This window comes from Streptomyces bacillaris, from assembly GCF_003268675.1.
GTDB lineage: Bacteria > Actinomycetota > Actinomycetes > Streptomycetales > Streptomycetaceae > Streptomyces > Streptomyces bacillaris.
In genome coordinates, this window is record NZ_CP029378.1 from 3,063,281 (window position 1) to 3,086,250 (window position 22,970).

Annotated in this window: 25 protein-coding genes and 4 tRNA genes; 8 read left to right on the forward strand and 21 right to left on the reverse strand. The window is 69.7% G+C overall.

From position 1 onward, the window contains the following. Positions 1-115 precede the first annotated feature (115 nt). The 9 genes from rpoB to DJ476_RS12830 form a co-directional block, all read right to left on the reverse strand. On the reverse strand, positions 116-3,601 hold the full coding sequence (gene rpoB, locus DJ476_RS12785; protein ID WP_053559786.1) for a DNA-directed RNA polymerase subunit beta: 3,486 nt from the start codon (positions 3,599-3,601) through the stop codon (positions 116-118). A 622-nt stretch (positions 3,602-4,223) separates the two neighbouring features. Further along, positions 4,224-4,607 carry a 50S ribosomal protein L7/L12 gene (gene rplL, locus DJ476_RS12795; protein WP_103416846.1) on the reverse strand — a complete coding sequence of 128 codons (384 nt, stop codon included), beginning with the start codon at positions 4,605-4,607 and terminating at the stop codon, positions 4,224-4,226. 84 nt (positions 4,608-4,691) lie between these two features. Next, positions 4,692-5,249: a 50S ribosomal protein L10 gene (gene rplJ / locus DJ476_RS12800; protein WP_006126875.1), complete on the reverse strand. Its 558-nt coding sequence runs from the start codon at positions 5,247-5,249 to the stop codon at positions 4,692-4,694. 286 nt (positions 5,250-5,535) lie between these two features. Continuing rightward, complete coding sequence (locus tag DJ476_RS12805; protein WP_112492497.1) at positions 5,536-6,438, reverse strand: hypothetical protein; 903 nt, start codon at positions 6,436-6,438, stop codon at positions 5,536-5,538. A 135-nt stretch (positions 6,439-6,573) separates the two neighbouring features. Next, positions 6,574-7,296, reverse strand: coding sequence for a 50S ribosomal protein L1 (rplA, locus tag DJ476_RS12810; RefSeq protein ID WP_019765122.1), 723 nt, complete (start codon positions 7,294-7,296; stop codon positions 6,574-6,576). 80 nt (positions 7,297-7,376) lie between these two features. Continuing rightward, positions 7,377-7,811: a 50S ribosomal protein L11 gene (gene rplK / locus DJ476_RS12815; protein WP_006126872.1), complete on the reverse strand. Its 435-nt coding sequence runs from the start codon at positions 7,809-7,811 to the stop codon at positions 7,377-7,379. 177 nt (positions 7,812-7,988) lie between these two features. Next, entirely contained in the window at positions 7,989-8,858 is an 870-nt protein-coding gene (gene nusG / locus DJ476_RS12820; RefSeq protein WP_093749442.1) for a transcription termination/antitermination protein NusG, read from the reverse strand. A gap of 73 nt (positions 8,859-8,931) precedes the next feature. Beyond that, complete coding sequence (gene secE, locus DJ476_RS12825) at positions 8,932-9,219, reverse strand: preprotein translocase subunit SecE (protein ID WP_112490543.1); 288 nt, start codon at positions 9,217-9,219, stop codon at positions 8,932-8,934. Positions 9,220-9,325: 106 nt separating this feature from the next. Further along, positions 9,326-9,398, reverse strand: a tRNA-Trp gene (locus DJ476_RS12830). Positions 9,399-9,610: 212 nt separating this feature from the next. Here DJ476_RS12830 and DJ476_RS12835 point away from each other — a divergent pair. Next, a complete protein-coding gene (locus DJ476_RS12835) occupies positions 9,611-10,837 on the forward strand; it encodes a pyridoxal phosphate-dependent aminotransferase (protein WP_112490544.1) in 1,227 nt (408 codons plus the stop codon). Positions 10,838-10,953: 116 nt separating this feature from the next. Next, positions 10,954-11,967 carry an adenosine deaminase gene (locus tag DJ476_RS12840; protein ID WP_112490545.1) on the forward strand — a complete coding sequence of 338 codons (1,014 nt, stop codon included), beginning with the start codon at positions 10,954-10,956 and terminating at the stop codon, positions 11,965-11,967. On the opposite strand, the gene DJ476_RS12845 is transcribed toward DJ476_RS12840, so the two are convergent. Beyond that, entirely contained in the window at positions 11,960-12,550 is a 591-nt protein-coding gene (locus tag DJ476_RS12845; RefSeq protein WP_103416841.1) for a TetR/AcrR family transcriptional regulator, read from the reverse strand. The two genes, DJ476_RS12840 and DJ476_RS12845, sit on opposite strands and share 8 nt — an antisense overlap. Before the next feature lie 83 nt (positions 12,551-12,633). Here DJ476_RS12845 and DJ476_RS12850 point away from each other — a divergent pair, with 83 nt between their 5' ends. Further along, the gene (locus tag DJ476_RS12850; RefSeq protein WP_112490546.1) at positions 12,634-13,269 is read left to right on the forward strand and encodes an NAD(P)-dependent oxidoreductase; all 636 of its coding nucleotides are present in this window, start codon (positions 12,634-12,636) and stop codon (positions 13,267-13,269) included. Positions 13,270-13,288: 19 nt separating this feature from the next. Here DJ476_RS12850 and DJ476_RS12855 read toward each other — a convergent pair whose 3' ends face one another. The 6 genes from DJ476_RS12855 to DJ476_RS12880 form a co-directional block, all read right to left on the reverse strand. Beyond that, positions 13,289-14,344 (reverse strand): UDP-N-acetylmuramate dehydrogenase, encoded by a 1,056-nt coding sequence (locus DJ476_RS12855; RefSeq protein WP_112490547.1) that lies wholly within the window; start codon positions 14,342-14,344, stop codon positions 13,289-13,291. 118 nt (positions 14,345-14,462) lie between these two features. After that, positions 14,463-14,891 (reverse strand): MaoC family dehydratase, encoded by a 429-nt coding sequence (locus tag DJ476_RS12860; protein WP_103416838.1) that lies wholly within the window; start codon positions 14,889-14,891, stop codon positions 14,463-14,465. After that, positions 14,891-15,343: a MaoC family dehydratase N-terminal domain-containing protein gene (locus tag DJ476_RS12865; RefSeq protein WP_019765115.1), complete on the reverse strand. Its 453-nt coding sequence runs from the start codon at positions 15,341-15,343 to the stop codon at positions 14,891-14,893. The genes DJ476_RS12860 and DJ476_RS12865 overlap by 1 nt, the downstream gene beginning before the upstream one ends. A 116-nt stretch (positions 15,344-15,459) precedes the next feature. Next, positions 15,460-15,624, reverse strand: coding sequence for a 50S ribosomal protein L33 (rpmG, locus tag DJ476_RS12870; RefSeq protein ID WP_003956487.1), 165 nt, complete (start codon positions 15,622-15,624; stop codon positions 15,460-15,462). Positions 15,625-15,712: 88 nt separating this feature from the next. Continuing rightward, a tRNA-Met gene (locus DJ476_RS12875) sits at positions 15,713-15,785 on the reverse strand. Between the two features lie 45 nt (positions 15,786-15,830). Further along, positions 15,831-15,903 (reverse strand) — tRNA-Thr (locus DJ476_RS12880). A gap of 285 nt (positions 15,904-16,188) precedes the next feature. Between DJ476_RS12880 and DJ476_RS12885 the strand changes: the two genes are divergently transcribed. Together DJ476_RS12885 and DJ476_RS12890 are read left to right on the forward strand one after the other, a co-directional pair. Further along, positions 16,189-17,472 (forward strand): amidohydrolase family protein, encoded by a 1,284-nt coding sequence (locus DJ476_RS12885; protein WP_112490548.1) that lies wholly within the window; start codon positions 16,189-16,191, stop codon positions 17,470-17,472. Positions 17,473-17,506: 34 nt separating this feature from the next. Further along, positions 17,507-18,163, forward strand: a complete 657-nt coding sequence (locus tag DJ476_RS12890; RefSeq protein WP_112490549.1) for an SDR family oxidoreductase — start codon at positions 17,507-17,509, stop codon at positions 18,161-18,163. A gap of 129 nt (positions 18,164-18,292) precedes the next feature. Here DJ476_RS12890 and DJ476_RS12895 read toward each other — a convergent pair. After that, positions 18,293-18,374: transfer RNA gene (locus DJ476_RS12895), tRNA-Tyr, on the reverse strand. A gap of 167 nt (positions 18,375-18,541) precedes the next feature. Between DJ476_RS12895 and DJ476_RS12900 the strand changes: the two genes are divergently transcribed. The 3 genes from DJ476_RS12900 (at position 18,542) to DJ476_RS12910 (ending at position 20,546) form a co-directional block, all read left to right on the forward strand. Then, positions 18,542-19,030, forward strand: coding sequence for a YajQ family cyclic di-GMP-binding protein (locus DJ476_RS12900; RefSeq protein ID WP_103416836.1), 489 nt, complete (start codon positions 18,542-18,544; stop codon positions 19,028-19,030). 227 nt (positions 19,031-19,257) lie between these two features. Continuing rightward, the gene (locus DJ476_RS12905; protein ID WP_103416835.1) at positions 19,258-19,782 is read left to right on the forward strand and encodes a methylated-DNA--[protein]-cysteine S-methyltransferase; all 525 of its coding nucleotides are present in this window, start codon (positions 19,258-19,260) and stop codon (positions 19,780-19,782) included. Between the two features lie 80 nt (positions 19,783-19,862). Continuing rightward, positions 19,863-20,546 carry an alpha-ketoglutarate-dependent dioxygenase AlkB family protein gene (locus tag DJ476_RS12910; protein WP_112490550.1) on the forward strand — a complete coding sequence of 228 codons (684 nt, stop codon included), beginning with the start codon at positions 19,863-19,865 and terminating at the stop codon, positions 20,544-20,546. Between the two features lie 83 nt (positions 20,547-20,629). On the opposite strand, the gene DJ476_RS12915 is transcribed toward DJ476_RS12910, so the two are convergent. The 4 genes from DJ476_RS12915 to mscL form a co-directional block, all read right to left on the reverse strand. Continuing rightward, positions 20,630-20,902, reverse strand: coding sequence for a GlsB/YeaQ/YmgE family stress response membrane protein (locus DJ476_RS12915; protein WP_019764833.1), 273 nt, complete (start codon positions 20,900-20,902; stop codon positions 20,630-20,632). A 65-nt stretch (positions 20,903-20,967) separates the two neighbouring features. Next, positions 20,968-21,360: a YccF domain-containing protein gene (locus tag DJ476_RS12920; RefSeq protein ID WP_018490772.1), complete on the reverse strand. Its 393-nt coding sequence runs from the start codon at positions 21,358-21,360 to the stop codon at positions 20,968-20,970. After that, positions 21,357-22,220, reverse strand: coding sequence for a zinc metalloprotease HtpX (gene htpX / locus DJ476_RS12925; protein ID WP_018490771.1), 864 nt, complete (start codon positions 22,218-22,220; stop codon positions 21,357-21,359). Before htpX ends, DJ476_RS12920 begins: the two co-directional genes overlap by 4 nt. A 263-nt stretch (positions 22,221-22,483) precedes the next feature. After that, on the reverse strand, positions 22,484-22,939 hold the full coding sequence (gene mscL, locus DJ476_RS12930) for a large conductance mechanosensitive channel protein MscL (RefSeq protein ID WP_112490551.1): 456 nt from the start codon (positions 22,937-22,939) through the stop codon (positions 22,484-22,486). Positions 22,940-22,970: the final 31 nt, after the last annotated feature.

The following is a 22,970-nucleotide window of genomic DNA, read 5'->3' on the forward strand; positions in this document are numbered from 1 at the left end:
TCTTTCGGGGGTTCGAGCCCCTTCGCCTCAGGCGAGAGAACGGGGCACTTCAGCAATGGTCTGAACGGGTCCGGGGAGAGCCGGCCGGATCACGGGGATCCGGCCGGCGAACCCGTCAGACCTCTTCGACGCTGCTCGGCTCGCGCCGGGACAGGTCGATACCGAGTTCCTCCGCCGCGCGGAAGACGTCCTCGTCCGTGTCGCGCATCTCGATGGACATGCCGTCCGAGGACAGCACCTCCACGTTGAGGCAGAGCGACTGCATTTCCTTGATGAGCACCTTGAAGGACTCGGGGATCCCGGGCTCGGGGATGTTCTCGCCCTTGACGATGGCCTCGTAGACCTTCACGCGGCCGGTGACGTCGTCGGACTTGATCGTCAGCAGCTCCTGGAGGGCGTAGGCGGCACCGTATGCCTCCAGTGCCCACACCTCCATCTCACCGAAGCGCTGTCCACCGAACTGGGCCTTACCACCCAGCGGCTGCTGGGTGATCATGGAGTACGGACCGGTCGAACGGGCGTGCAGCTTGTCGTCGACCAGGTGGTGGAGCTTGAGGATGTACATGTACCCGACCGAGACCGGGTCCGGGAACGGCTCACCGGAGCGGCCGTCGAACAGCTTGGCCTTGCCGGAGGGCTGGACCAGGCGGTCGCCGTCGCGGTTGGGGATCGTGGCCTCGAAGAGACCGGAGATCTCGTCCTCGCGCGCACCGTCGAAGACGGGGGTGGCGACGTTGGTGCCGGGGGCGACCTGGTCGGCGCCGATGGACTGCAGGCGCTTGGCCCACTCGTCACCGAGGCCGGAGACGTCCCAGCCGCGGCTGGCGAGCCAGCCGAGGTGGATCTCCAGGACCTGTCCCGGGTTCATTCGGGACGGGACACCCAGCGGGTTGAGGATGATGTCGACCGGGGTGCCGTCCTCCAGGAACGGCATGTCCTCGATCGGCAGGATCTTGGAGATGACGCCCTTGTTGCCGTGACGGCCGGCGAGCTTGTCACCGTCGGTGATCTTGCGCTTCTGCGCGACGTAGACGCGGACCAGCTGGTTCACGCCCGGCGGCAGCTCGTCGCCCTCTTCGCGGTCGAAGACGCGGACGCCGATGACCTTGCCGATCTCACCGTGCGGCACCTTCAGCGAGGTGTCGCGCACCTCGCGCGCCTTCTCACCGAAGATCGCGCGGAGCAGGCGCTCCTCGGGGGTCAGCTCGGTCTCACCCTTGGGCGTGACCTTGCCGACGAGGATGTCACCGGCGACGACCTCGGCACCGATACGGATGATGCCGCGCTCGTCGAGGTCGGCGAGGACCTCCTCGGAGACGTTCGGGATGTCCCGGGTGATCTCCTCGGGGCCGAGCTTGGTGTCACGGGCGTCGACCTCGTGCTCCTCGATGTGGATCGAGGAGAGGACGTCGTCCTGCACGAGGCGCTGCGACAGGATGATCGCGTCCTCGTAGTTGTGACCCTCCCACGGCATGAACGCCACGAGGAGGTTCTTGCCGAGGGCCATCTCACCGTTCTCGGTGGCGGGGCCGTCGGCCAGCACCTGGTCGGCCACGATCCGGTCGCCCTCGGAGACGACGACCTTCTGGTTGACCGAGGTGCCCTGGTTGGAGCGCATGAACTTGGCGATGCGGTACGTGGTGTACGTGCCGTCGTCGTTCGTGACGGTGATGTAGTCCGCGGAGACCTCCTGGACCACACCGTCCTTCTCGGCCTTGAGCACGTCACCGGCGTCGGTGGCGCAGCGGTACTCCATGCCGGTGCCGACGAGCGGGGCCTCCGACTTAATCAGCGGCACCGCCTGACGCATCATGTTCGCGCCCATGAGGGCACGGTTGGCGTCGTCGTGCTCCAGGAAGGGGATCATCGCGGTGGCGACGGACACCATCTGGCGCGGCGAGACGTCCATGTAGTCCACCTCGGAGGCGGGGACGTAGTCGACCTCTCCCCCGCGGCGGCGGACCAGGACGCGCGGCTCGGTGAAGCGCAGCTCGTCGGAGAGGGTCGCGTTCGCCTGGGCGATGACGAAGCGGTCCTCCTCGTCGGCGGTGATGTAGTCGACGTCGTCGGTGACCTGGCCGTCGACGACCTTGCGGTACGGCGTCTCGATGAAGCCGAACGCGTTGACGCGGCCGTACGAGGCGAGCGAACCGATCAGACCGATGTTCGGGCCTTCAGGGGTCTCGATCGGACACATGCGCCCGTAGTGGGACGGGTGCACGTCACGGACCTCGAAGCCGGCCCGCTCACGCGAGAGACCACCCGGGCCGAGCGCCGAGAGACGGCGCTTGTGGGTGAGACCCGAGAGCGGGTTGTTCTGGTCCATGAACTGCGACAGCTGGCTGGTGCCGAAGAACTCCTTGATGGAGGCGACGACCGGCCGGATGTTGATCAGGGTCTGCGGCGTGATCGCCTCGACGTCCTGGGTCGTCATGCGCTCGCGCACGACGCGCTCCATCCGCGCCAGACCCGTACGGACCTGGTTCTGGATGAGCTCGCCGACGTTGCGCAGACGGCGGTTGCCGAAGTGGTCGATGTCGTCGGTCTCGACGACGATCTCCCGGCCCGACTCACCGATCGTCTCGGTCTCACCGGCGTGCAGCTTGACCAGGTACTTGATGGTCGCGATGACGTCGTCGGTGGTGAGCACGCCGGCGTCCAGCGGCTCGTCGGCGCCGAGCTTCTTGTTCACCTTGTAGCGGCCGACCTTCGCGAGGTCGTAGCGCTTCGGGTTGAAGTAGAGGTTCTCGAGCAGCGTCTGAGCGGCCTCGCGGGTGGGCGGCTCGCCCGGGCGCAGCTTGCGGTAGATGTCGAGCAGCGCGTCGTCCTGGCCCTGGGTGTGGTCCTTCTCCAGGGTGGCGCGCATGGACTCGTACTCGCCGAACTCCTCGAGGATCTGCTCGGTCGTCCAGCCGAGAGCCTTGAGAAGGACGGTGACCGACTGCTTGCGCTTGCGGTCGATGCGGACACCGACCATGTCACGCTTGTCGATCTCCATCTCCAGCCAGGCACCCCGGGAGGGGATGATCTTGGCGGAGAAGATGTCCTTGTCGGACGTCTTGTCGATGGAGGAGTCGAAGTAGACACCCGGCGAGCGGACCAGCTGCGACACGACGACACGCTCGGTGCCGTTGATGACGAAGGTGCCCTTGTTGGTCATGAGCGGGAAGTCGCCCATGAAGACCGTCTGGGACTTGATCTCGCCGGTCTCGTTGTTGGTGAACTCGGCCGTGACGAAGAGCGGCGCGGCGTACGTGAAGTCACGCTCCTTGCACTCGTCGATCGAGTTCTTCGGGGGCTCGAAGCGGTGGTCGCGGAACGTGAGCGACATCGACCCGGAGAAGTCCTCGATCGGCGAGATCTCCTCGAAGATCTCCTCCAGGCCGGACTTGGTGGGGACGTCTTGTCCACTGTCCAGAGCAGCCTCGACGCGAGCCTTCCAGGCGGCGTTGCCGAGGAGCCAGTCAAAGCTCTCGGTCTGCAGCGCGAGGAGGTTCGGAACCTCGAGGGGCTCCTTGATCTTTGCAAAGGAGATGCGCAGCGGGGCGGTGCTGGCACCGTTGTTCGTATTCGCGGTCGAGGCGTTGCGCGAGGCGGCCAAGAGGGGGTCCTTCCGAGGGCTCGGACTCACTACGCGCGTACCGGTCCCGCATTGGACACCCAGACACACCGTCCCGAACCGGCCGGAAAGGCCAGCTCAGCGAGGGTCGGTCATCGATGCTCAAGTGCGGGCATGCCCCTGGTGACGGGCAGGAGGCAGCTAACAGGCAGCGCAAAGGGTCAGTGTAGCCAAGCGGCACACTGATGTCCAGTCGGGGTTCTCAGAGACCCACGTTGCTCTCAACAGCTGTTCTCAACTACCTATGTGGTCAGGCCCTCGCGCGGGGTGCGCTCTTCTTTACTGCCCTCTTCACTCTCGATCCATGCCTCGGATACGGATCGAAGTGATGACGCGTCCTGAGAATTGCGCGCCTCGTGCCGTTCGTCAAGGCCCACCGGTCCGGACGGGCCCCCAGGAGCACGCTCCAGCCGCCCCGGGGAAGCCTTCAGCAGGCCCCTGGGCGCCTCGCGGGAGACGCACGGCGAAGATCACCCTACTCGTCACGGGCGGAAGAGCAAGGCAGCCGCCACGGGTACGCCGAAGGGCGACCACCCGGATGGATGATCGCCCTTCGGTACGGACGCTGGACGCGCCCGGGGAGTCGCTGCGGACTCCCGGGGTGTTACTTGACCTCGACGGAAGCGCCGGCGGCCTTGAGGGACTCGGCAGCCTTCTCGGCGGCCTCCTTGGCGACCTTCTCGAGGACCGGCTTCGGGGTGCCGTCGACGAGGTCCTTGGCCTCCTTCAGACCCAGCGAGGTCAGCTCACGCACGACCTTGATGACCTGGATCTTCTTCTCGCCGGCGCCGGTGAGGATGACGTCGAACTCGTCCTTCTCCTCGACGGCCTCGGTGGGCGCGCCCGGGCCGGCCGGACCGGCGACGGCGACGGCCGCGGCGGCGGTGACGTCGAACTTCTCCTCGAAGGCCTTCACGAACTCGGAGAGCTCGATGAGGGTCATCTCCTCGAACTGCGCGAGCAGGTCTTCCTGGGACAGCTTCGCCATGACAGGCGTCCTTCCACTATTCGGCAGGTGCCGGATGTATGTGTCGGCGGGCGTACGTGGAGCCCGCTGGACCGCTGAGCGTGATTACTCGGCGGCCTCGGCGGGAGCCGGAGTACCGGCACCGCCCTGCTCTTCCTTCTTGGCGCGAAGAGCTTCCGCGGTGCGGACGAACTTGGAGGGCAGGGCCTGGAAGACCTGCGCCGCCTGCGTCTGCTTGCCCTTGAAAGCACCGGCCAGCTTGGAGAGCAGAACCTCGCGGGACTCGAGGTCCGCGAGCTTCTTGATCTCATCGGCGGACAGCGCCTTACCGTCAAGGACACCGCCCTTGATGATGAGGTTCGGGTTGTCCTTGGCGAAGTCACGAAGACCCTTCGCCGACTCCACCGGGTCACCGGTGACGAAGGCAACCGCCGTCGGACCCGAGAACAGGTCGTCCAGCGCGTCGATCCCGGCCTCGTTGGCCGCAATCTTGGTCAGCGTGTTCTTCACCACGGCGTACTGGGCGTTCTCACCGAGCGAACGGCGCAGCTCCTTGAGCTGTGCCACGGTGAGACCCCGGTACTCGGTCAGCACGGCGGCGTTCGAGCTGCGGAACTGGTCCGTCAGCTCGGCTACCGCGGCAGCCTTGTCGGGCCTTGCCATGAGCGTCGGCCTCCTTCCGGGTGATGAGGACCGCTCAGAAGGGGCCGGGAAAGACGAAACGCCCCAGCACAAGTGCCAGGGCGCGGCTCGACCGGACAGAGTCCGGGAGCAGTTCCACAGTCACCTGCGCAGGTCGTCCGATCTAGCGGAACCTTCGGTCACCGTCACCCTTGCGGGAGCACAGCGACGACCAGCGGTCTTTGGCTTCCTGTGGAGCGTACGCGACCGGGGGCGCGCCGGGCAAATCCGGCGCCGCCCGTCCCAGCGCGGTGCGTTTAGCCGCAGGTCAGGAGGGGCCGATGCCCGGCTGCCGCTTCAGGACGTCGAGGAAGTCCACGGTGTCGGCGGCCGGCGGCTTCTCGACCGGGATCTCCGTCCCGTAGTCGCTGTAGAAGACCGTGGAGTCGAACGCGCCGATCCCGCTCTCGCCGCGCTCGGTCTTCTTCACCAGCAGATCGTCCTTGTCGACCCAGATGTCGACGGTCTGCGTGGTGATCCCGGCGGCGGTGAGCTGTTCCTTGAAGGCGGCGAGCTGCCGGTCGTCCAGGGCGCTGCCGCGCGCGGTCAGCTCGGCCACGTCGACGGTGCCGGAGTAGCGGGTCGCGGAGACGCCCCGTACGTCCTCCTGGCCGACCTTCCTGACGTCCCCGGCGGCCAGCAGGGCCTTCACGCCCTGCTCGGGGGTGCTGTTCCGCACCTGCTCCCGCAGGACGTCGCCCGCGCCCCCGCCCAGCTTGGCGACGTCCTCGTAGGCGTACCGGACCCAGCGCTTGCCGCCGACGGTCTTCGCGAAGGCCTCGCCCATGTCGGCGTAGTACTCGTCCTTCAGATAGCGCGCCCGGACCGATCCGTCGCCGCCGCCCTGCCGCAGGGCTTCGGCCATGGTGCCGCCGGTGTACGTGACGGTGAGCGAGCCCGAGAGGCCGTCCGCCCAGCCGATGGTCCCCGTCTGCTTCATGGAGACGGTGCCGCCCATCGTGGAGGTGCCCTCGATCCGGGCCGACTGCGCGGTGCCGGTCTTCTTCCCGACCTGCTGGAGCGCGGCGACATGGCTCGCCCCGGCCGCCTTCGTGGCCGGCTCCGTCTGCGTACCGGAGCCGCCTCCCTGGCCGCCGCAGGCCGCCACCACCGTCATCAGGGCCGCCACCGCCGCCCCCGTACCCGCGCGCCGTACCGTGCTCGTCCTCATCCGGCCGTCCACCCCTCCTGGTCCCCCGTGAATTCTTTCCTTCGGATACGAGGACGGGCCCCGCACCTGGGAAGGTTGCGGGGCCCGTCCACACAGAGCACGCGTGCGACGCGGCTACCGGGTGAGCACGGTGGCTCAGACGGCGGCCGGGTCCTCCTCGACGAGGAGGTTGCGGGTGCGGTTGGCGTCCAGCGGGATGCCGGGGCCCATCGTGGTGGCCAGCGCGGCCTTCTTGATGTAGCGGCCCTTGGCGGCGGACGGCTTCAGACGGAGGACTTCCTCCAGCGCCGCTGCGTAGTTCTCCACCAGCTTGGTCTCGTCGAACGAGACCTTGCCGATGATGAAGTGCAGGTTGGAGTGCTTGTCGACGCGGAACTCGATCTTTCCGCCCTTGATGTCGTTGACAGCCTTGGCGACATCGGGGGTGACGGTGCCGGTCTTCGGGTTCGGCATCAGACCACGCGGACCGAGCACGCGGCCGAGGCGGCCGACCTTGCCCATGAGGTCCGGGGTGGCGACGACGGCGTCGAAGTCCAGACGGCCCTTCGCCACCTCGTCGATCAGCTCGTCGGCGCCGACGATGTCGGCTCCGGCGGCTTCCGCGGCCGCAGCACGGTCACCGGTCGCGAAGACCAGGACCCGGGCGGTCTTGCCGGTGCCGTGCGGGAGGTTCACGGTGCCGCGGACCATCTGGTCGGCCTTGCGCGGGTCGACACCCAGGCGGAAGGCGACCTCGACGGTGCCGTCGAACTTCGTGGTGGCGGTCTCCTTGGCGAGACGGACGGCCTCGAGCGGGGCGTACACGCGCTCCCGGTCGATCTTGGCGTCCGCAGCGCGGAGGTTCTTGCTGCGCTTCACTTCTACTCCTGTGGTTTCAGAGTGTGGAGTCGTGGTGCGGACCAGCGCTTGGTCCTACCACTGGGGGTTACGGGGCTGAATCAGCCTTCGACCGTGATGCCCATGGAACGGGCGGTGCCGGCGATGATCTTCGACGCGGCGTCGAGGTCATTGGCGTTCAGGTCGGGGAGCTTCGTCGTGGCGATCTCGCGGACCTGGGCAGCCGTCAGCTTGGCGACCTTGGTCTTGTGCGGCTCGCCGGAGCCCTTCTCCACACCCGCGGCCTTGAGGATCAGCTTGGCGGCCGGCGGAGTCTTCGTGACGAAGGTGAAGGAGCGGTCCTCGTAGACCGTGATCTCCACCGGCACGACCATGCCACGCTGCGACTCGGTCGCGGCGTTGTAGGCCTTGCAGAACTCCATGATGTTGACGCCGTGCTGACCGAGCGCGGGGCCGACCGGCGGGGCCGGGTTCGCCGCACCGGCGTTGATCTGGAGCTTGATAAGCCCCGTGACCTTCTTCTTCTTGGGAGGCATTGCTCTCTCCGGGTCCTAGTGAGAGGTGTTTCGCCGCCGATCCGGTCATCCGGATGGAGGCATACCGCACAACGATAACGGGTATAGGTGTGCGACCAAAAACCCAGCAGGTCAGAGGGGCCGCGAAGCCCCTCTGACCTGCTGGGTAGGCATGTGTCCAGAAACCGGCGGGAAGCGCTAGTTCTTCTGGATCTGGTCGAAGCTCAGCTCGACCGGGGTCTCGCGGCCGAAGATCTCGACGAGGCCCTTGACCTTCTTCGAGTCGGCGTTGATCTCGTTGATCGTGGCCTGGAGCGTGGCGAACGGGCCGTCGGTGACGGTGACCGAGTCGCCGACCTCGAAGTCCAGCACCTGGACCTCGACCTTGCGGGCCGGAGCCGGCTTGCCCTCGGCCTCGGCGGCCTCGCGGGCGGCCTTCTCCTCGGCCTCCGGGGCGAGCATCTTGACGATCTCGTCGAGGGTCAGCGGGTACGGGTCGTAGGCGTTGCCCACGAAGCCGGTGACACCCGGCGTGTTCCGCACGACGCCCCAGGACTCGTTCGTCAGGTCCATGCGCACCAGCACGTAGCCGGGGAGCTTGTTCTGCCGGACGTTCTTGCGCTCGCCGTTCTTGATCTGGACGATTTCCTCTTCAGGCACCTCGGCCTGGTAGATGAACTCCTCCACGTTGAGCGAGACGGCGCGCTGCTCCAGGTTGGCCTTCACGCGCTTCTCGTACCCGGCGTACGTGTGGATGACGTACCACTCGCCGGGGAGACCGCGCAGCTCCTCGCGGAGGGCGGCGACGGGGTCGACGGGGGCGGCCGGCTCGGCCTCCTCCTCGTCGGCGCTCTCGTCGTCGGCCTCGACGGCTTCCGCCACCTCGGCGACGGCGGCGTCCTCGTCGGCCTCGACCGTCTCGTCCGCCACGGCCTCGGTGTCCACAGCGGTCTCGGCCCGGTCGGGCTCCACGGAGTCAGCAGCCTCAACGATGTCGAGCTCGTCCTTGCCGGACTTGGAGGCGCCCGCCTCGGGCTCGACGGAGTCGTTCAGGTTCGGGTCAGACACGATGGCTGCTTCTTCCTGGATACAAAGGGTGGAACATGCGGAGGGGGGCGCCGGTCGGACGCCTTCCGCCGGCTCAGCCGAAGACGTACTTGACGACCCGCGCGAATCCCATGTCGAGAACGGTAACGATACCGATCATCACGACGACGAACACGATGACGACGGAGGTGTACGTCGTCAGCTGGCTACGGGTCGGCCAGACAACCTTACGGAGTTCGGCGACGATCTGGCGGTAGAACAGCGCGAGGCGGCCCAGAGGACCCTTCTTGCCGCGCTTGCCGCCCTTCCGAGTCTTCTTCTTGGACTCGGGGGATTCATCCTCAGCATCAGGCATGTCGATGGAGCCCACGGCGTCCGTCACGCTTCTCACCTGATTCCGGGTCGTGGCCGTGCCGCGCCCGGTGGAGCCGCACGGCTGTGCAATGAAGTACGTACATGCGCACACATCCTGGCGAAGGAGTGTGTAGCAGGGCCGGAGGGACTTGAACCCCCAACCGCTGGTTTTGGAGACCAGTGCTCTACCAATTGAGCTACGACCCTTTGTGGTTTCCACCAACCTACCGCATGTTCCCCGGTGCCCGGGTGTGGATACGGCGCGGCTGGTGAAGGCCAACGACAGGTGAGTGTACGTGCTCAGGGCCGCTGCGTCGAACAGACAACTACCGACCGGTCCTGTCCGGTTCCCGTGCAGCTCCTGTCCGGTCCCTGAAACCCGTGTGCCGACGGGTTTTCCGGTCTGGGAGCATGGCCCCATGAGCGCTGCAACTTCCCCGTCCGAGCGCAGGGTTTCCGCCCGCGTCGGTGCGATCTCCGAGTCCGCGACCCTCGCCGTCGACGCCAAGGCCAAGGCCCTCAAGGCCGCCGGCCGTCCGGTGATCGGCTTCGGTGCCGGTGAGCCCGATTTCCCGACCCCCGACTACATCGTCGACGCCGCGGTCGAGGCCTGCCGCACCCCGAAGTACCACCGCTACACCCCGGCCGGGGGCCTCCCCGAGCTGAAGGCCGCCATCGCCGAGAAGACCCTGCGGGACTCCGGCTACGAGGTCGACGCCAGCCAGATCCTGGTGACCAACGGCGGCAAGCAGGCCATCTACGAGGCCTTCGCCGCGATCCTCGACCCGGGCGACGAGGTCATCGTCCCCGCCCCGTACTGGACCACCTACCCCGAGTCGATCCGGCTCGCGGGCGGTGTCCCGGTCGAGGTCGTCGCCGACGAGACCACCGGCTACCGGGTATCCGTCGAGCAGCTGGAGGCCGCGCGCACCGAGCGGACCAAGGTCGTCCTCTTCGTCTCGCCGTCCAACCCGACCGGCGCCGTCTACAGCGAGGCCGACGCCGAGGCGATCGGCCGCTGGGCCGTCGAGCACGGCCTGTGGGTGATGACCGACGAGATCTACGAGCACCTCGTCTACGGCGACGCGACGTTCACCTCGCTCCCGGCGATCGTGCCCGAGCTGCGCGACAAGTGCATCGTCGTCAACGGCGTCGCCAAGACGTACGCGATGACCGGCTGGCGCGTGGGGTGGATCATCGGCCCCAAGGACGTCGTGAAGGCCGCGACCAACCTCCAGTCGCACGCCACCTCCAACGTCTCCAACGTGGCCCAGGCCGCCGCGCTCGCGGCCGTCTCCGGCCCGCTGGACGCCGTCGCGGAGATGCGGACCGCCTTCGACCGCCGCCGCAAGCTCATCGTGCGGATGCTCAACGAGATCGACGGCGTGTTCTGCCCGGAGCCCGAGGGCGCGTTCTACGCCTACCCGTCGGTGAAGGGGCTGCTCGGCAAGGAGATCCGCGGCAAGCGCCCGGCCGACTCGGTCGAGCTGGCCGCCCTGATCCTGGACGAGGCCGAGGTCGCGGTCGTCCCGGGCGAGGCCTTCGGCACCCCGGGGTATCTCCGCCTCTCCTACGCCCTGGGCGACGACGACCTGATCGAGGGCGTCTCCCGCGTCCAGAAGCTCATGGCCGAGGCCAAGGCCTGAGAAGCCCGCGCGATTGTGCCCCCGGCCACCACGGCCGGGGGCACTTTTCGTACAGGGCCCACTCCAAAGAGGAAAGCGGCTTTCGCTCCGGCCCGCCCGTGCGGCAGGATCTTCCGATGGAGCGTGATGTACGTCTGTTGCCCAAGGCCCACCTGCACCTGCACTTCACCGGGTCGATGCGGCCCACCACCCTGCTCGAACTCGCCGACAAGTACGGGGTCCATCTCCCCGACGCACTGACCGGCGGCGAGCCGCCCAAACTGCGGGCGACCGACGAGCGCGGCTGGTTCCGCTTCCAGCGGCTCTACGACATCGCCCGGTCCTGCCTCAGGTCCCCCGAGGACATCCACCGGCTGGTGCGCGAGAGCGCCCAGGAGGACGTCGCGGACGGCTCCGGGTGGCTGGAGATCCAGGTCGACCCCACTTCGTACGCCCCACTGCTCGGCGGACTGATCCCGGCCATCGAGATCATCCTGGACGCGGTGGACAGCGCCTCGCGGGACACCGGGCTCGGGATGCGCGTGGTGATCGCCGCGAACCGGATGAAGCACCCGCTGGACGCCCGCACCCTGGCCCGGCTGGCCGTGCGGTACGCGGACCGGGGCGTCGTCGGCTTCGGGCTCTCCAACGACGAGCGGCGCGGGATGGCCCGCGACTTCGACCGGGCCTTCGCCATCGCCCGGGACGGCGGTCTGCTGGCCGCCCCGCACGGCGGCGAGCTGGCGGGGCCCTCCAGCGTCCGCGACTGCCTGGACGACCTGGACGCCTCCCGCATCGGCCACGGGGTGCGGGCGGCCGAGGACCCCCGGCTGCTGGCCCGGCTGGCCGAGCGCCAGGTGACCTGTGAGGTCTGCCCGTCCTCCAATGTGGCGCTCGGCGTCTACGAGAAACCCGCGGACGTCCCCCTGCGCACTCTGTTCGACGCGGGGGTGCCGATGGCGCTGGGCGCGGACGACCCGCTGCTGTTCGGCTCGCGGCTGGCCGCGCAGTACGAGCTGGTCCGCCGCGACCACGGCTTCACCGACGCGGAGCTGGCCGAGCTGGCCCGCCAGTCGGTCCGCGGCTCGGCGGCGCCCGTCGACGTACGGGAGAAGCTGCTGTCGGGGATCGACGACTGGCTGGCTAGCTGATCCCGGCCAGCAGCGTGCGGGCGAGGCCGGCGGCGAACTCCTCCAGCGGCTGCGGGGGCGTGCCGCCGGGCAGCGCGTCGTAGGCGAAGGCCCGCTGGGCGCAGGCGCCGAGCAGGAGTGAGGCGGCCGCGTAGGTGTCCGCGTCCGCCCGGACCCGGCCCGCGCGCTGTTCGGCGCGGAGGTAGCCGTCGAGCCCCTGGATCGGCATGTGGGGGCCGGTGTCCAGCTCCCGCATGCGCTCCTCGTGGCGGCGCTTGAGCTGCGGTTCGGCGTAGAGGGAGGCGACCATCGGGAACGTCTGCTCGTAGAAGAGCGCGGCCTGCCGGGCGACCTCGGTGAGGTTGGCCTCGACGGTGCCCTCCCCCGCGACCAGCCCGGCGAGCAGCCCGCCGAGCCCCGGCAGCCGCTCCTTGAGGACGGTCACGAAGAGCTCTTCCTTGCTGGGGAAGTACTTGTACAGCGCCGCCTCCGAGCAGCCGGCCGCCCGCGCGATCTCCTTGGTGGTGGTCCGGGCGAGGCCGATGGAGAGCATCAGCTCATGGGCGGCGTCGACGATCCGGACCCGGGCGGGCTTCGGCTCCACAGGACTCCCTCTGCCGCTTGACGGGTGGGTGATCAGCCACCCACCCTAGGGGTGAGTGAACACTTACCCCGAGGAGAGTGCCCATGCGGCTCACGGTGTTCGGAGCGACCGGCGGTGTCGGCCGGGAGATCGTGGGCCAGGCGCTCGCGGCGGGCCACGAGGTGACGGCCGTGGTCCGGGACCCGGACCGGCTGCCGGAGGGACTGGACCGGACCGCACTGCACGGGGCCGTCGCCCTGGACGACACGGGCGCGGTCCGGGCGGCGGTGGCGGGGCGGGACGCGGTGCTCTCGGGGCTCGGCGCGCGGGGCCGGAAGCCGGACGGGATCGCGGAGCGGCTGACCGGGCGGATCGTGGCGGCGATGGAGGCCGAGGGGGTGCGGCGGCTGCTGGTGGTGAGCGCGGTGCCGGTGGGGCCGGAGGCGGCGGGCGATCCGCTGGTCGACCGGCTCTCCCGCAAGGCGGTCGAGGCGGTGCTGGCGGAGGTGTACGCCGATCTCACGCGGATGGAGGCGGTGCTGGCCCGCAGCGCGACGGAGTGGACCGCTGTACGCCCGCCGAGGCTGACGGACGGGCCGCGTACGGGCGTCTACCGGCGGGCCGTGGGCGGGACGCCGCGCAGCAGCCGGACCATCTCCCGGGCCGACGTGGCGCACGCGATGCTGGCGCTGATCGACGACCCGGCGGCGGTTCGGACGGGCGTGGGTGTGGCGTACTGAGCGTCGGCGCCCCGGCGGCTCAGAGGCTGACGCCGACCGTCACCGGCTCGTTGACCAGGGTGACGCCGAAGGCCGCGTGGACCCCGGCGACGACCTCACGGGCCAGGGCGAGGAGGTCGTCGGTGGTGGCCTCGCCGCGGTTGGTCAGGGCGAGGGTGTGCTTGGTGGAGATCCGGGCGGGGCCGGTGCCGTACCCCTTGGTGAAGCCCGCCCGGTCGATCAGCCAGGCCGCGGAGGTCTTGGTGCGGCCGTCCCCGGCGGGGAACGCCGGGGGCGTCACCTCCGGGCCGAGGCGCTCGTGGACCCGGGCCAGGAACTCCTGGAAGGCGGCCCCGTCGAGGATCGGGTTGGTGAAGAAGGAGCCCGCGGACCAGGTGTCGTGGTCCTCCGGGTCCAGCACCATGCCCTTGCCCGCGCGCAGCTTCAGCACGGTCTCCCGGGCGGCGGTCAGGGCGACGCGCTCCCCCTGCTCGACGCCCATGGCCCGGGCCGTCTCCGGGTACGCGAGGGGCGCGGAGAGCCCGTCGGCGTCCTCCAGCTCGAACCGGACCCGGAGGACCACGAAGCGGTCGGGCTCCGCCTTGAAACGGCTGTGGCGGTACGAGAAGGAGCACTCCGCGTTGGGCAGGGTGACCGTCTCCCCGGTGTGCCGGTCGTAGGCGACGACCTCCGTGATGGTGGAGGAGACCTCCTGCCCGTACGCCCCGACGTTCTGGATCGGCGTCGCGCCCGCGGAGCCGGGGATTCCGGCCAGGCACTCGATGCCCGCGAGACCCGCCTCCACGGTCCGGGCGACGGCGTCGGTCCAGACCTCACCGGCCGCCAGTTCCAGCGACGTACCGGAGAGGGTGAAGCCCCGGGTGGCGATCCGCAGCGCGGTGCCGTCGAAACCCTTGTCGCCGATGACCAGGTTGGAGCCGCCGCCGACGACCAGCAGCGGGGTGCCGCTCGCGTCGGCCTGGCGCACGGCGGCGATCACCTCGGCGTCGGTGGTGGCCGTCAGCAGCCGGGTGGCGGGGCCGCCGAGCCGGAAGGTGGTCAGGGGGGCGAGGGGGGCATCGTGGAGTTCCTGCACGGGACAAGGGTACGGTCCGCGGCTCCGCCGCTCGGGCGGGGCCGCGGACCGTGGAGCCTGTTCAGGTTTCCGTACGCCTGCTCAGGGCCGTACGAGACCGTACGGCTTCCGCGTGACCTCAGGCGAGCCTGACGACGGCGCGGGACATGCCCAGCACCTTCTTGCCGTCGCAGACGGCCACCAGGTCCACCCGGACCAGGTTGTCCTCCAGCTTGGCCGCGACCTTGCCGCTGACCTCGATCAGGGCGCCCTTGTCGTCGTCGGGCACGACGACCGGCTTGGTGAAGCGCACCCCGTAGTCGACGACCGCGCCCGGGTCTCCGGCCCAGTCCGTGACCACGCGGATCGCCTCGGCCATCGTGAACATGCCGTGCGCGATCACGTCCGGCAGCCCGACCTCGCGCGCGAACTTCTCGTTCCAGTGGATCGGGTTGAAGTCGCCCGAGGCGCCCGCGTACCGCACGAGCGTCGCCCGTGTCACCGGGAACGACTGCGCGGGCAGCTCCGTACCGACCTCGACCTCGTCGAAGGAGACCTTCGCCGTCATCACGCCTCCTCGGCGGCGCGCGCCACCAGCTTCGTGAGCGCCGAGACGACCAGCTCGCCGCTCTCGTCGTGCACGTCCCCGCGGATGTCCACGATGTCGTTGCCCGCCAGGGACTTGATGCCCTCGATCGTGGAGGTGACCGTCAGCCGGTCCCCCGCCCGTACCGGACGCACATAGGTGAACTTCTGGTCGCCGTGGACGACCCGGCTGTAGTCCAGGCCCAGCTGCGGGTCCTGCACCACTTCGCCGGCGGCCCGGTAGGTGATGGAGAAGACGAACGTGGGCGGGGCGATCACATCGGGGTGGCCGAGCGCGCGGGCGGCGTCCACATCGACGTACGCCGGATGGGCATCGCCCACCGCCTCGGCGAACTCGCGGATCTTCTCCCGGCCTACCTCGTACGCAGGGGTGGGCGGATAGGTCCGCCCCACGAAGGACTGGTCGAGCGCCATGCGCGCGCTACCTCCTGATGGAAAGACGAATAAGGGCACGCCCCTGTGCGGGGAACCACCCCATACAACGACACGAGGCCGCCCCCAGAGGGGACGGCCTCGTGTACGAGCCTGATTCAGCGCGTTTCGCGGTGCGCGGTGTGCGAGTTGCAGCGCGGGCAGTGCTTCTTCATCTCAAGACGGTCCGGGTTGTTACGCCGGTTCTTCTTGGTGATGTAGTTCCGCTCCTTGCACTCCACGCAGGCCAGCGTGATCTTCGGGCGGACGTCGGTGGCAGCCACGTGAGTGCTCCTTGGACGGACGATGGACGGATGAACGCATAAAAGAGTAGCCGATCGAAGGACCGACCCAACAATCGGCTACCGTTAGTAGCGGTGACCGGACTTGAACCGGTGACACAGCGATTATGAGCCGCTTGCTCTACCGACTGAGCTACACCGCTTTGATGATGAGTCCCCCCGCCGAAGCGGGGTTTCCCGATCACCAGAGCCCCAATGCGGAATCGAACCGCAGACCTTCTCCTTACCATGGAGACGCTCTACCGACTGAGCTATTGGGGCGAGCGAGGAAGACATTACACGGTCCCCGGCCGATCGCCCAAATCCGTTTCCGCGCCGCACCCGGGCCGTCGGGCCGGGCCCGGGCACACCCCCTGATCAGGCCTTGATCGACCTCGCGCGGCCTTCCGGACGGCTTCCTTCCCCGGCTCGGTGCGGCCGTGCCGGTACGACTATTCAGCTCCTCCCGGAAGCCGCCGTGCCACGGGTCGCGGACGCGGCCATGATCGACGGGACCACTCCAGGCCCGGCCGCTTCGCGCGGTCCCGCACCCCTCCCAGGAGCGCGATGCCCGACAGCCGGCCACGGCGGCCCGACGACAACGCGCCGGACAGCGCTGACGCGGCCACCACCGACCCCGCCCCCGCCCTCGTCCTGAGCGGCGCCCGCCTCGCCGACGGCCGCGCCGTCGACGTACGCCTCAGCGGCAGCCGTATCGAGGCCGTCGGCACCGCGGGCAGCCTCACCTCCCGCGGCCCCCGCATCGACCTGCGCGGCTACCTCCTGCTCCCCGCCCCGGCCGAACCCCACGCCCACGGCGACACCGCCCTCACCGCCGACGCGAACGGCCCGGGGCCCGCATCCCACCGCTCCGAGGACATCCAGCGCCGCGCCACCGAGGCCGCCCTGCTCCAGCTCGGCCACGGCGCCACCGCCCTGCGCGCCCACGTCCGGATCGGCGACGTCCAGGGGCTCGCCGCGCTGGAGGCCGTCCTCCAGGCACGCCGGGCGCTGCGCGGCCTCGCCGACCTGACCGCGGTCGCCGTCCCCCGGCTGCTCACCGGGGTCGCCGGGGCCGAGGGCCTCGCCCTGCTCCGGGACGCCGTGAAGATGGGCGCGGCGGTCGTCGGCGGCTGCCCCGACCTGGACCCCGACCCGACCGGGTACACGGCGGCGGTGCTGGAGGTCGCCGCCGAGCACGGCTGCCCGGTCGACCTGCACACCGACGGCGACGACCCGGCCCGGCTGGCCCGGCTCGCCGCGATGGCCGGGGGGCTGCGTCCCGGGGTCGCCCTCGGCCCCTGCGCCGGGCTCGCCCACCTCCCCCTGGAGACGGCGGGCCGGGCCGCCGACCAGCTGGCCGCCGCCGGGATCACCGTCGTCTGCCTCCCCCAGGGCGGCTGTACGGGCTCCGAGCGCCGCACGACCGCCCCCGTACGCCTCCTGCGCTCCGCGGGCGTACGCATGGCGGCGGGCAGCGGCGCACTGCGCGACACGGCCAACCCGGTGGGGCGCGGCGACCCGCTGGAGGCCGCGTACCTCCTCGCCTCGCAGCACGGCCTGCGCCCCGAGCACGCCTACGCCATGGTCTCCACGACGGCCCGCGCCGCGCTCGGCCTGCCCGACGTCCGCGTGGAGGCGGGTTTCCCGGCCGAACTCCTCGCCGTACGCGGTGAACGGCTGTCCGCCGCGCTCTCCCTCGCGTACAGCCGGATCGTCATCCACCGCGGCCGGGTCGTCGCCCGTACCAGCGCCGTACGCGAGTACTGCGACTCCGAGCCCGACCCGGCCGCCGGACCCGATCTCCCCCGTCAGGGGCGGCCCGACTCCGGTGGCGGGCCGGGGAACTGAGCACACGGTGGCCGCCGGGCGTACGGTCGGAGGTATGCGCATTGTCATCGCAGGTGGACACGGACAGATCGCACAGCGACTGGAGCGGCTGCTCGCCGCTCGCGGGGATGAGGCCGTAGGGATCATCCGCGACCCCGGACAGAGTCAGACCCTCACCGACCTCGGCGCCGAACCCGCCGTGCTGGACCTCGAATCGGCCACCGTGGAGGAGGCCGCCGAGGTGCTGCGCGGCGCGGACGCGGCCGTCTTCGCGGCGGGTGCCGGACCCAACAGCGGCGCCGCCCGCAAGGACACCGTGGACCGGGGCGCCGCCGTCCTCTTCGCCGACGCGGCCCAGGCCGCGGGCGTACGCCGGTACATCGTCATCTCCTCCATGGGCGCCGACCCCGACCACCCCGGCGACGAGGTGTTCGACGTCTACCTGAGGGCGAAGGGCGCGGCGGACGCCGACGTGCGCTCCCGTTCCGCGCTGGACTGGACGATCCTGCGCCCCGGCATGCTCACCGACGACGCGGGCAAGGGCCTGGTCCTGCTGGCCGCGAAGACCGGCCGCGGCCCGATCCCCCGCGACGACGTGGCGGCCACGCTCCTGGAGCTCCTGGACACCCCGGCGACGGCGGGCCTGACCCTGGAGCTGATCTCGGGGAACGTCCCGGTCACGGTGGCGGTGAAGGACGTGGCGGGCAACTGAGCCGGGGCCGAGGACTGGCGTTGGGGGCCGGGGACCGGGACCGGGGGCCGGAGGTTTCCTCCAGCTCCGGGCCGCTCCGACAACGAGGAAGCCCCCGACCGGAAGAACCGGTCGGGGGCTTCGTTCGCGTGGCGGCGCCAGGGTTCGAACCTGGGTAGGCTGAGCCGGCAGATTTACAGTCTGCTCCCTTTGGCCACTCGGGCACACCGCCTCGAACGACGCGTCGGATCCCAGCTGGTGGGCTCCTTGGCGACGACGTAAACAATACCTGATGGCCAGGGGTGCTCCGCCACCTCATTGATCAGCAGCCGGAGGGTGCGGCGGTGGCTAGGCTTTGCGCTGTATCCCACGCACATTCGACGCAAGGAGCCACACGTCATGGCCGACTCCAGTTTCGACATCGTCTCGAAGGTCGAGCGGCAGGAGGTCGACAACGCCCTCAACCAGGCCGCCAAGGAGATCTCCCAGCGCTACGACTTCAAGGGCACGGGCGCCTCGATCTCGTGGTCCGGCGAGAAGATCCTGATGGAGGCGAACGGCGAGGAGCGGGTCAAGGCGATCCTCGACATCTTCCAGTCCAAGCTGATCAAGCGGGGGATCTCGCTGAAGTCGCTGGACGCCGGTGAGCCGCAGCTCTCCGGCAAGGAGTACAAGATCTTCGCCTCCATCGAGGAGGGCATCTCCCAGGAGAACGCCAAGAAGGTGGCGAAGATCATCCGCGACGAGGGCCCCAAGGGCGTCAAGGCGCAGGTCCAGGGTGACGAGCTGCGCGTCAGCTCGAAGAGCCGGGACGACCTCCAGGCCGTGCAGGCGCTGCTGAAGGACAAGGACCTCGACTTCGCGATCCAGTTCGTGAACTACCGGTAGTTTCGTGAACTGCCGGTAGTTCACGAACTGGCGGCAGGACGGTTCGGAACGCGAAGGGGCGTGTCGTCGGGGTGGGCTCGGACGACACGCCCCTTCGGGTTCCGGGGCCCGCCCTGCTCCGTGTCCGAATACCGCCAGCCGGGACCCCCGGCGCGGAGCAGACTGGCCGTGCGGATACGGATGGGCCGTGGTCCGCACGGTTCTCCGGTCGAAGGAAGTGAGCGGTCGTGACGACGGTGTATACGCGGGTGGCGAGTCCGCTGGGCGAGTTGCTGCTGGTGGGCGAGTCGGACGGGACGGCCGGCGGGCTGCGGCTGGTGTCGCTGTCCGTGCCCGGGCAGAAGGGCGGTGCGGCTGTCCAGGACGGGTGGCTGCGCGAGCCCGAGCTGTTCGCGGGGGTCGTGGCGCAGGTGGAGGCGTACTTCGCGGGGCGGTCGACGCGGTTCGACGTGCCGTTCGCGGAGGGCGTGGGTACGGAGTTCCAGCGGCGCGTCTGGAAGGTGCTGGAGGAGATCCCGTACGGGCAGACCCTGTCGTACGGGGAGGTCGCCGTGCGGGTGGGGGCCTCGGGCGCCGGTGTTCGGGCGGTGGGGACGGCGATCGGGCGGAACCCGCTGCTGGTCGTGCGGCCGTGCCACCGGGTGATCGGTGCGGACGGGGCGCTGCGGGGGTACGCGGGTGGCCTGGAGCGCAAGCAGTTGCTGCTGGGGCTGGAGGGGGCCGCCTGTGTGGCGGGGGCGGAGCGGGCGTGATGCGGTGAAGGGTGCGCCGTCGTGATGCGGTGAGGGTCGGCCGTTGAGGCCGGTGTGACGGGTTGAGGGTGGTGTGACGGATGGGCTCGCGTGGGGTTCCGGAGGCTTCGGGCGGGCTGTTCCCGCGGCCCCGGCAGGTGGTCGCGCCCGGCGCCGTACACGTACCGGAGTGGCTTCCGGCGGAGCGGCGGCGGGAGTTGGTGGCGGCGTGCCGGGAGTGGGCGCGGGGGCCCGTTCCGCTGCGGCACACGGTGTTGCCGGGCGGCGGGGTGATGTCCGTGCGGACGGTGTGCCTGGGGTGGCACTGGCAGCCGTACCGGTACACGCGCACGGCCGACGATGTGAACGGAGCCCGGGTGGCCGCCCTGCCGCGGTGGCTGGTCGGCCTGGGGCGTGCGGCGGTGGCGGAGGCGTACGAGGACGAGCGCGCGGCGGAGGCGTTCACTCCGGACACCGCGCTCATCAACTTCTACGACGACGCGGCCCGGATGGGAATGCACCAGGACAAGGAGGAGCGGTCGGGCGCTCCGGTGGTGTCGCTGAGCATCGGGGCGACGTGCGTGTTCCGCTTCGGGAACACGGAGGGCCGCGGGCAGCCTTACACGGACGTGGAGTTGGTCTCCGGCGACCTCTTCGTCTTCGGCGGCCCCTCGCGCTTCGCTTTCCACGGGGTGCCGAAGGTGTACGCCGGAACGGCCGACCCGGATGCGGGGATGCGGGCCGGCCGGCTGAATGTGACGTTGCGGGAGACCGGGCTGAGTTGAGCGGCGCCCGCGGTCGGCCGCATGTACGGCCCCGACGCGCGGTCAGTGGCGCGCGGGGCCGACGCCTGCGCCCTGCGTATGGGTCAGCGGCGTTCGCGGGAGTGGCCGAAGAGCACCCGGTAGAGGATCAGCAGGACCAGGGAGCCGGCGATGGCCGCGATCCAGGTCGCGGTGTCGTAGAAGTCGTTGCTGATGGGACGGTCGAGGAACTGGCTGGAGAGCCAGCCGCCGACGAACGCACCGGCGATGCCGATGAGCGTGGTCCCGACGATCCCGCCCGGGTCGCGCCCCGGGAGCAGGATTTTCGCTATGACTCCGGCGAGCAGCCCGAGAACGATCCAACTGATGATGCCCATGTCGACCTACCTACCCCTTGCTCGGTTCTGAAACCCAGGACGCCGGGGGTGGGGTGATCGGTTGCTCAGCGGGTGGCGAAGGGCTGGTCGCTGGGGACGATCTCCTTGCCGAAGGGCATGAGCGAGACGGGGATCAGCTTGAAGTTGGCGATGCCCAGGGGGATGCCGATGATCGTGATGCAGAGGGCGATGCCGGTGGTGATGTGGCCGAGGGCGAGCCACCATCCGGCGAGGATCAGCCAGAGGACGTTCCCGGCGCAGGAGGGCGATCCGGCGTCCCGGCGGTCGACGACGGTGTAGCCGAAGGGCCAGAGCGCGTACACCCCGATCCTGAAGGCGGCGATGCCGAACGGGATACCGATGATGGTGATGCAGAGCAGGACGCCCGCGAGGAGATAGCCGAGGAACATCCAGAACCCGCACAGCACGAGCCAGATGATGTTCAGGATGGTTTTCATGGGCGGCGACCTGCCATCTGTTCCAGTCGGGCGATGCGCTCCGCCATCGGCGGATGGGTGGAGAACATCTTGGCCATCCCCTGTCCGGGGCGGAAGGGGTTCGCGATCATCATGTGGCTCGCGGTCTCGATCTTGGGCTCCGGGGGCAACGGTAGCTGTTTCGTTCCTGCGTCGAGTTTGCGCAGGGCGCTGGCGAGGGCGAGCGGGTCCCCGGTGAGCTGGGCCCCGGAGGCGTCGGCCTCGTACTCCCGGGAGCGGCTGACGGCGAGCTGGATGACGGAGGCGGCGAGCGGGCCCAGGATCATGATCAGGAGCATGCCCAGCAGACCGGGGCCCTCGTCGTCGTTGGAACGGCCGATGGGGATGAGCCAGGCGAAGTTGACCAGGAACATGACGACGGAGGCGAGGGCTCCGGCGACGGAGGAGATGAGGATGTCCCGGTTGTAGACATGGCTCAGCTCGTGGCCCAGGACGCCGCGCAGCTCCCGCTCGTCGAGGATCTGGAGGATGCCCTCGGTGCAGCACACGGCCGCGTTGCGCGGGTTGCGGCCGGTGGCGAAGGCGTTGGGCGCCTGGGTCGGTGAGATGTAGAGGCGGGGCATCGGCTGCCGCGCCGCCGTGGACAGCTCACGGACGATCCGGTAGATCTGCGGCGCCTCGAACTCGCTGACGGGGCGCGCCCGCATGGCGCGCAGGGCGAGCTTGTCGCTGTTCCAGTAGGCGTAGGCGTTGGTGCCGACGGCCACGACGAGGGCGACGACGAGACCCGTACGTCCGAAGAAGCTGCCGATGATGATGATGAGTGCGGACAGTCCCCCGAGGAGTACGGCGGTTTTCAGCCCGTTGTGCCGGCGGTGCACGGTACGCCCTCCAAGTGGTGCAGCAGGGGAACCCTTTGCGTGGTGGTGCTCCACTCCCCCAGTGGAGCCTCCCGTACTGGTCAACGCCAGGCGAGGGGAGCTGGTTCCCTTGTGCGTGCGGCCGGAGGGCGGGCCCGGTGCGGCGTGATCCGGCCGGTCCGGGCTCCCGGCCCGTACGGCGCGGCACTGAGCCGTACGGGTGGAGGGGGCGCAACGCCGGGGGCGTGCCCCCGTGCGTCAGCGCTGGACGGGCAGCTCGGCCGTCAGCGCTGGACGGGCAGCTTGGCGAGGGAGAGGGCCTCGGGGTCGGGCTCGACCTCGCTGGTGCAGTGGCCGCAGCGGGAGGCGACGGCCGGGATCGCGCTGTAGCAGCGCGGGCAGTCGCGGAGGGCGGCCTTGATGTCGACCTCCTCCTCCTTGGCGAAGCGGTTCTGCACCTTGGTCATGGGGACGACGACGCAGAAGTAGAGCACCGCGGCGGTGATGAGGAAGGCGATCGCGGCCGCGAGGAACTTTCCGTACGGGAAGTACGTGCCCTGCACAGCGAACTTCGCCGCGCTGAAGTCACCGACCGAGCCGGTGGCGAGGCCGATCAGCGGGGTGATGAAGGCGGTGCTGAAGCCGGTGACGACGGCGGTGAAGGCTGCTCCGACGGCGAGGCCGATCGCCATCGAGATGACGTTTCCGCGCAGGATGAAGTCCTTGAACCCGTTCAGCACTGCTCTCTCTCCTCTATGGATTTCGTACGTC

Coding starts and splice junctions, on each gene's coding strand:
- rplL (WP_103416846.1), bottom strand. CDS start 4,607: ATGGCGAAGCTGTCCCAGGAAGACCTGCTCGCGCAGTTCGAGGAGATG.
- rplJ (WP_006126875.1), bottom strand. CDS start 5,249: ATGGCAAGGCCCGACAAGGCTGCCGCGGTAGCCGAGCTGACGGACCAG.
- DJ476_RS12805 (WP_112492497.1), bottom strand. CDS start 6,438: ATGAGGACGAGCACGGTACGGCGCGCGGGTACGGGGGCGGCGGTGGCG.
- rplK (WP_006126872.1), bottom strand. CDS start 7,811: ATGCCTCCCAAGAAGAAGAAGGTCACGGGGCTTATCAAGCTCCAGATC.
- DJ476_RS12835 (WP_112490544.1), top strand. CDS start 9,611: ATGAGCGCTGCAACTTCCCCGTCCGAGCGCAGGGTTTCCGCCCGCGTC.
- DJ476_RS12840 (WP_112490545.1), top strand. CDS start 10,954: ATGGAGCGTGATGTACGTCTGTTGCCCAAGGCCCACCTGCACCTGCAC.
- DJ476_RS12850 (WP_112490546.1), top strand. CDS start 12,634: ATGCGGCTCACGGTGTTCGGAGCGACCGGCGGTGTCGGCCGGGAGATC.
- DJ476_RS12860 (WP_103416838.1), bottom strand. CDS start 14,891: ATGACGGCGAAGGTCTCCTTCGACGAGGTCGAGGTCGGTACGGAGCTG.
- DJ476_RS12865 (WP_019765115.1), bottom strand. CDS start 15,343: ATGGCGCTCGACCAGTCCTTCGTGGGGCGGACCTATCCGCCCACCCCT.
- DJ476_RS12885 (WP_112490548.1), top strand. CDS start 16,189: ATGCCCGACAGCCGGCCACGGCGGCCCGACGACAACGCGCCGGACAGC.
- DJ476_RS12890 (WP_112490549.1), top strand. CDS start 17,507: ATGCGCATTGTCATCGCAGGTGGACACGGACAGATCGCACAGCGACTG.
- DJ476_RS12900 (WP_103416836.1), top strand. CDS start 18,542: ATGGCCGACTCCAGTTTCGACATCGTCTCGAAGGTCGAGCGGCAGGAG.
- DJ476_RS12910 (WP_112490550.1), top strand. CDS start 19,863: ATGGGCTCGCGTGGGGTTCCGGAGGCTTCGGGCGGGCTGTTCCCGCGG.
- DJ476_RS12915 (WP_019764833.1), bottom strand. CDS start 20,902: ATGGGCATCATCAGTTGGATCGTTCTCGGGCTGCTCGCCGGAGTCATA.
- DJ476_RS12920 (WP_018490772.1), bottom strand. CDS start 21,360: ATGAAAACCATCCTGAACATCATCTGGCTCGTGCTGTGCGGGTTCTGG.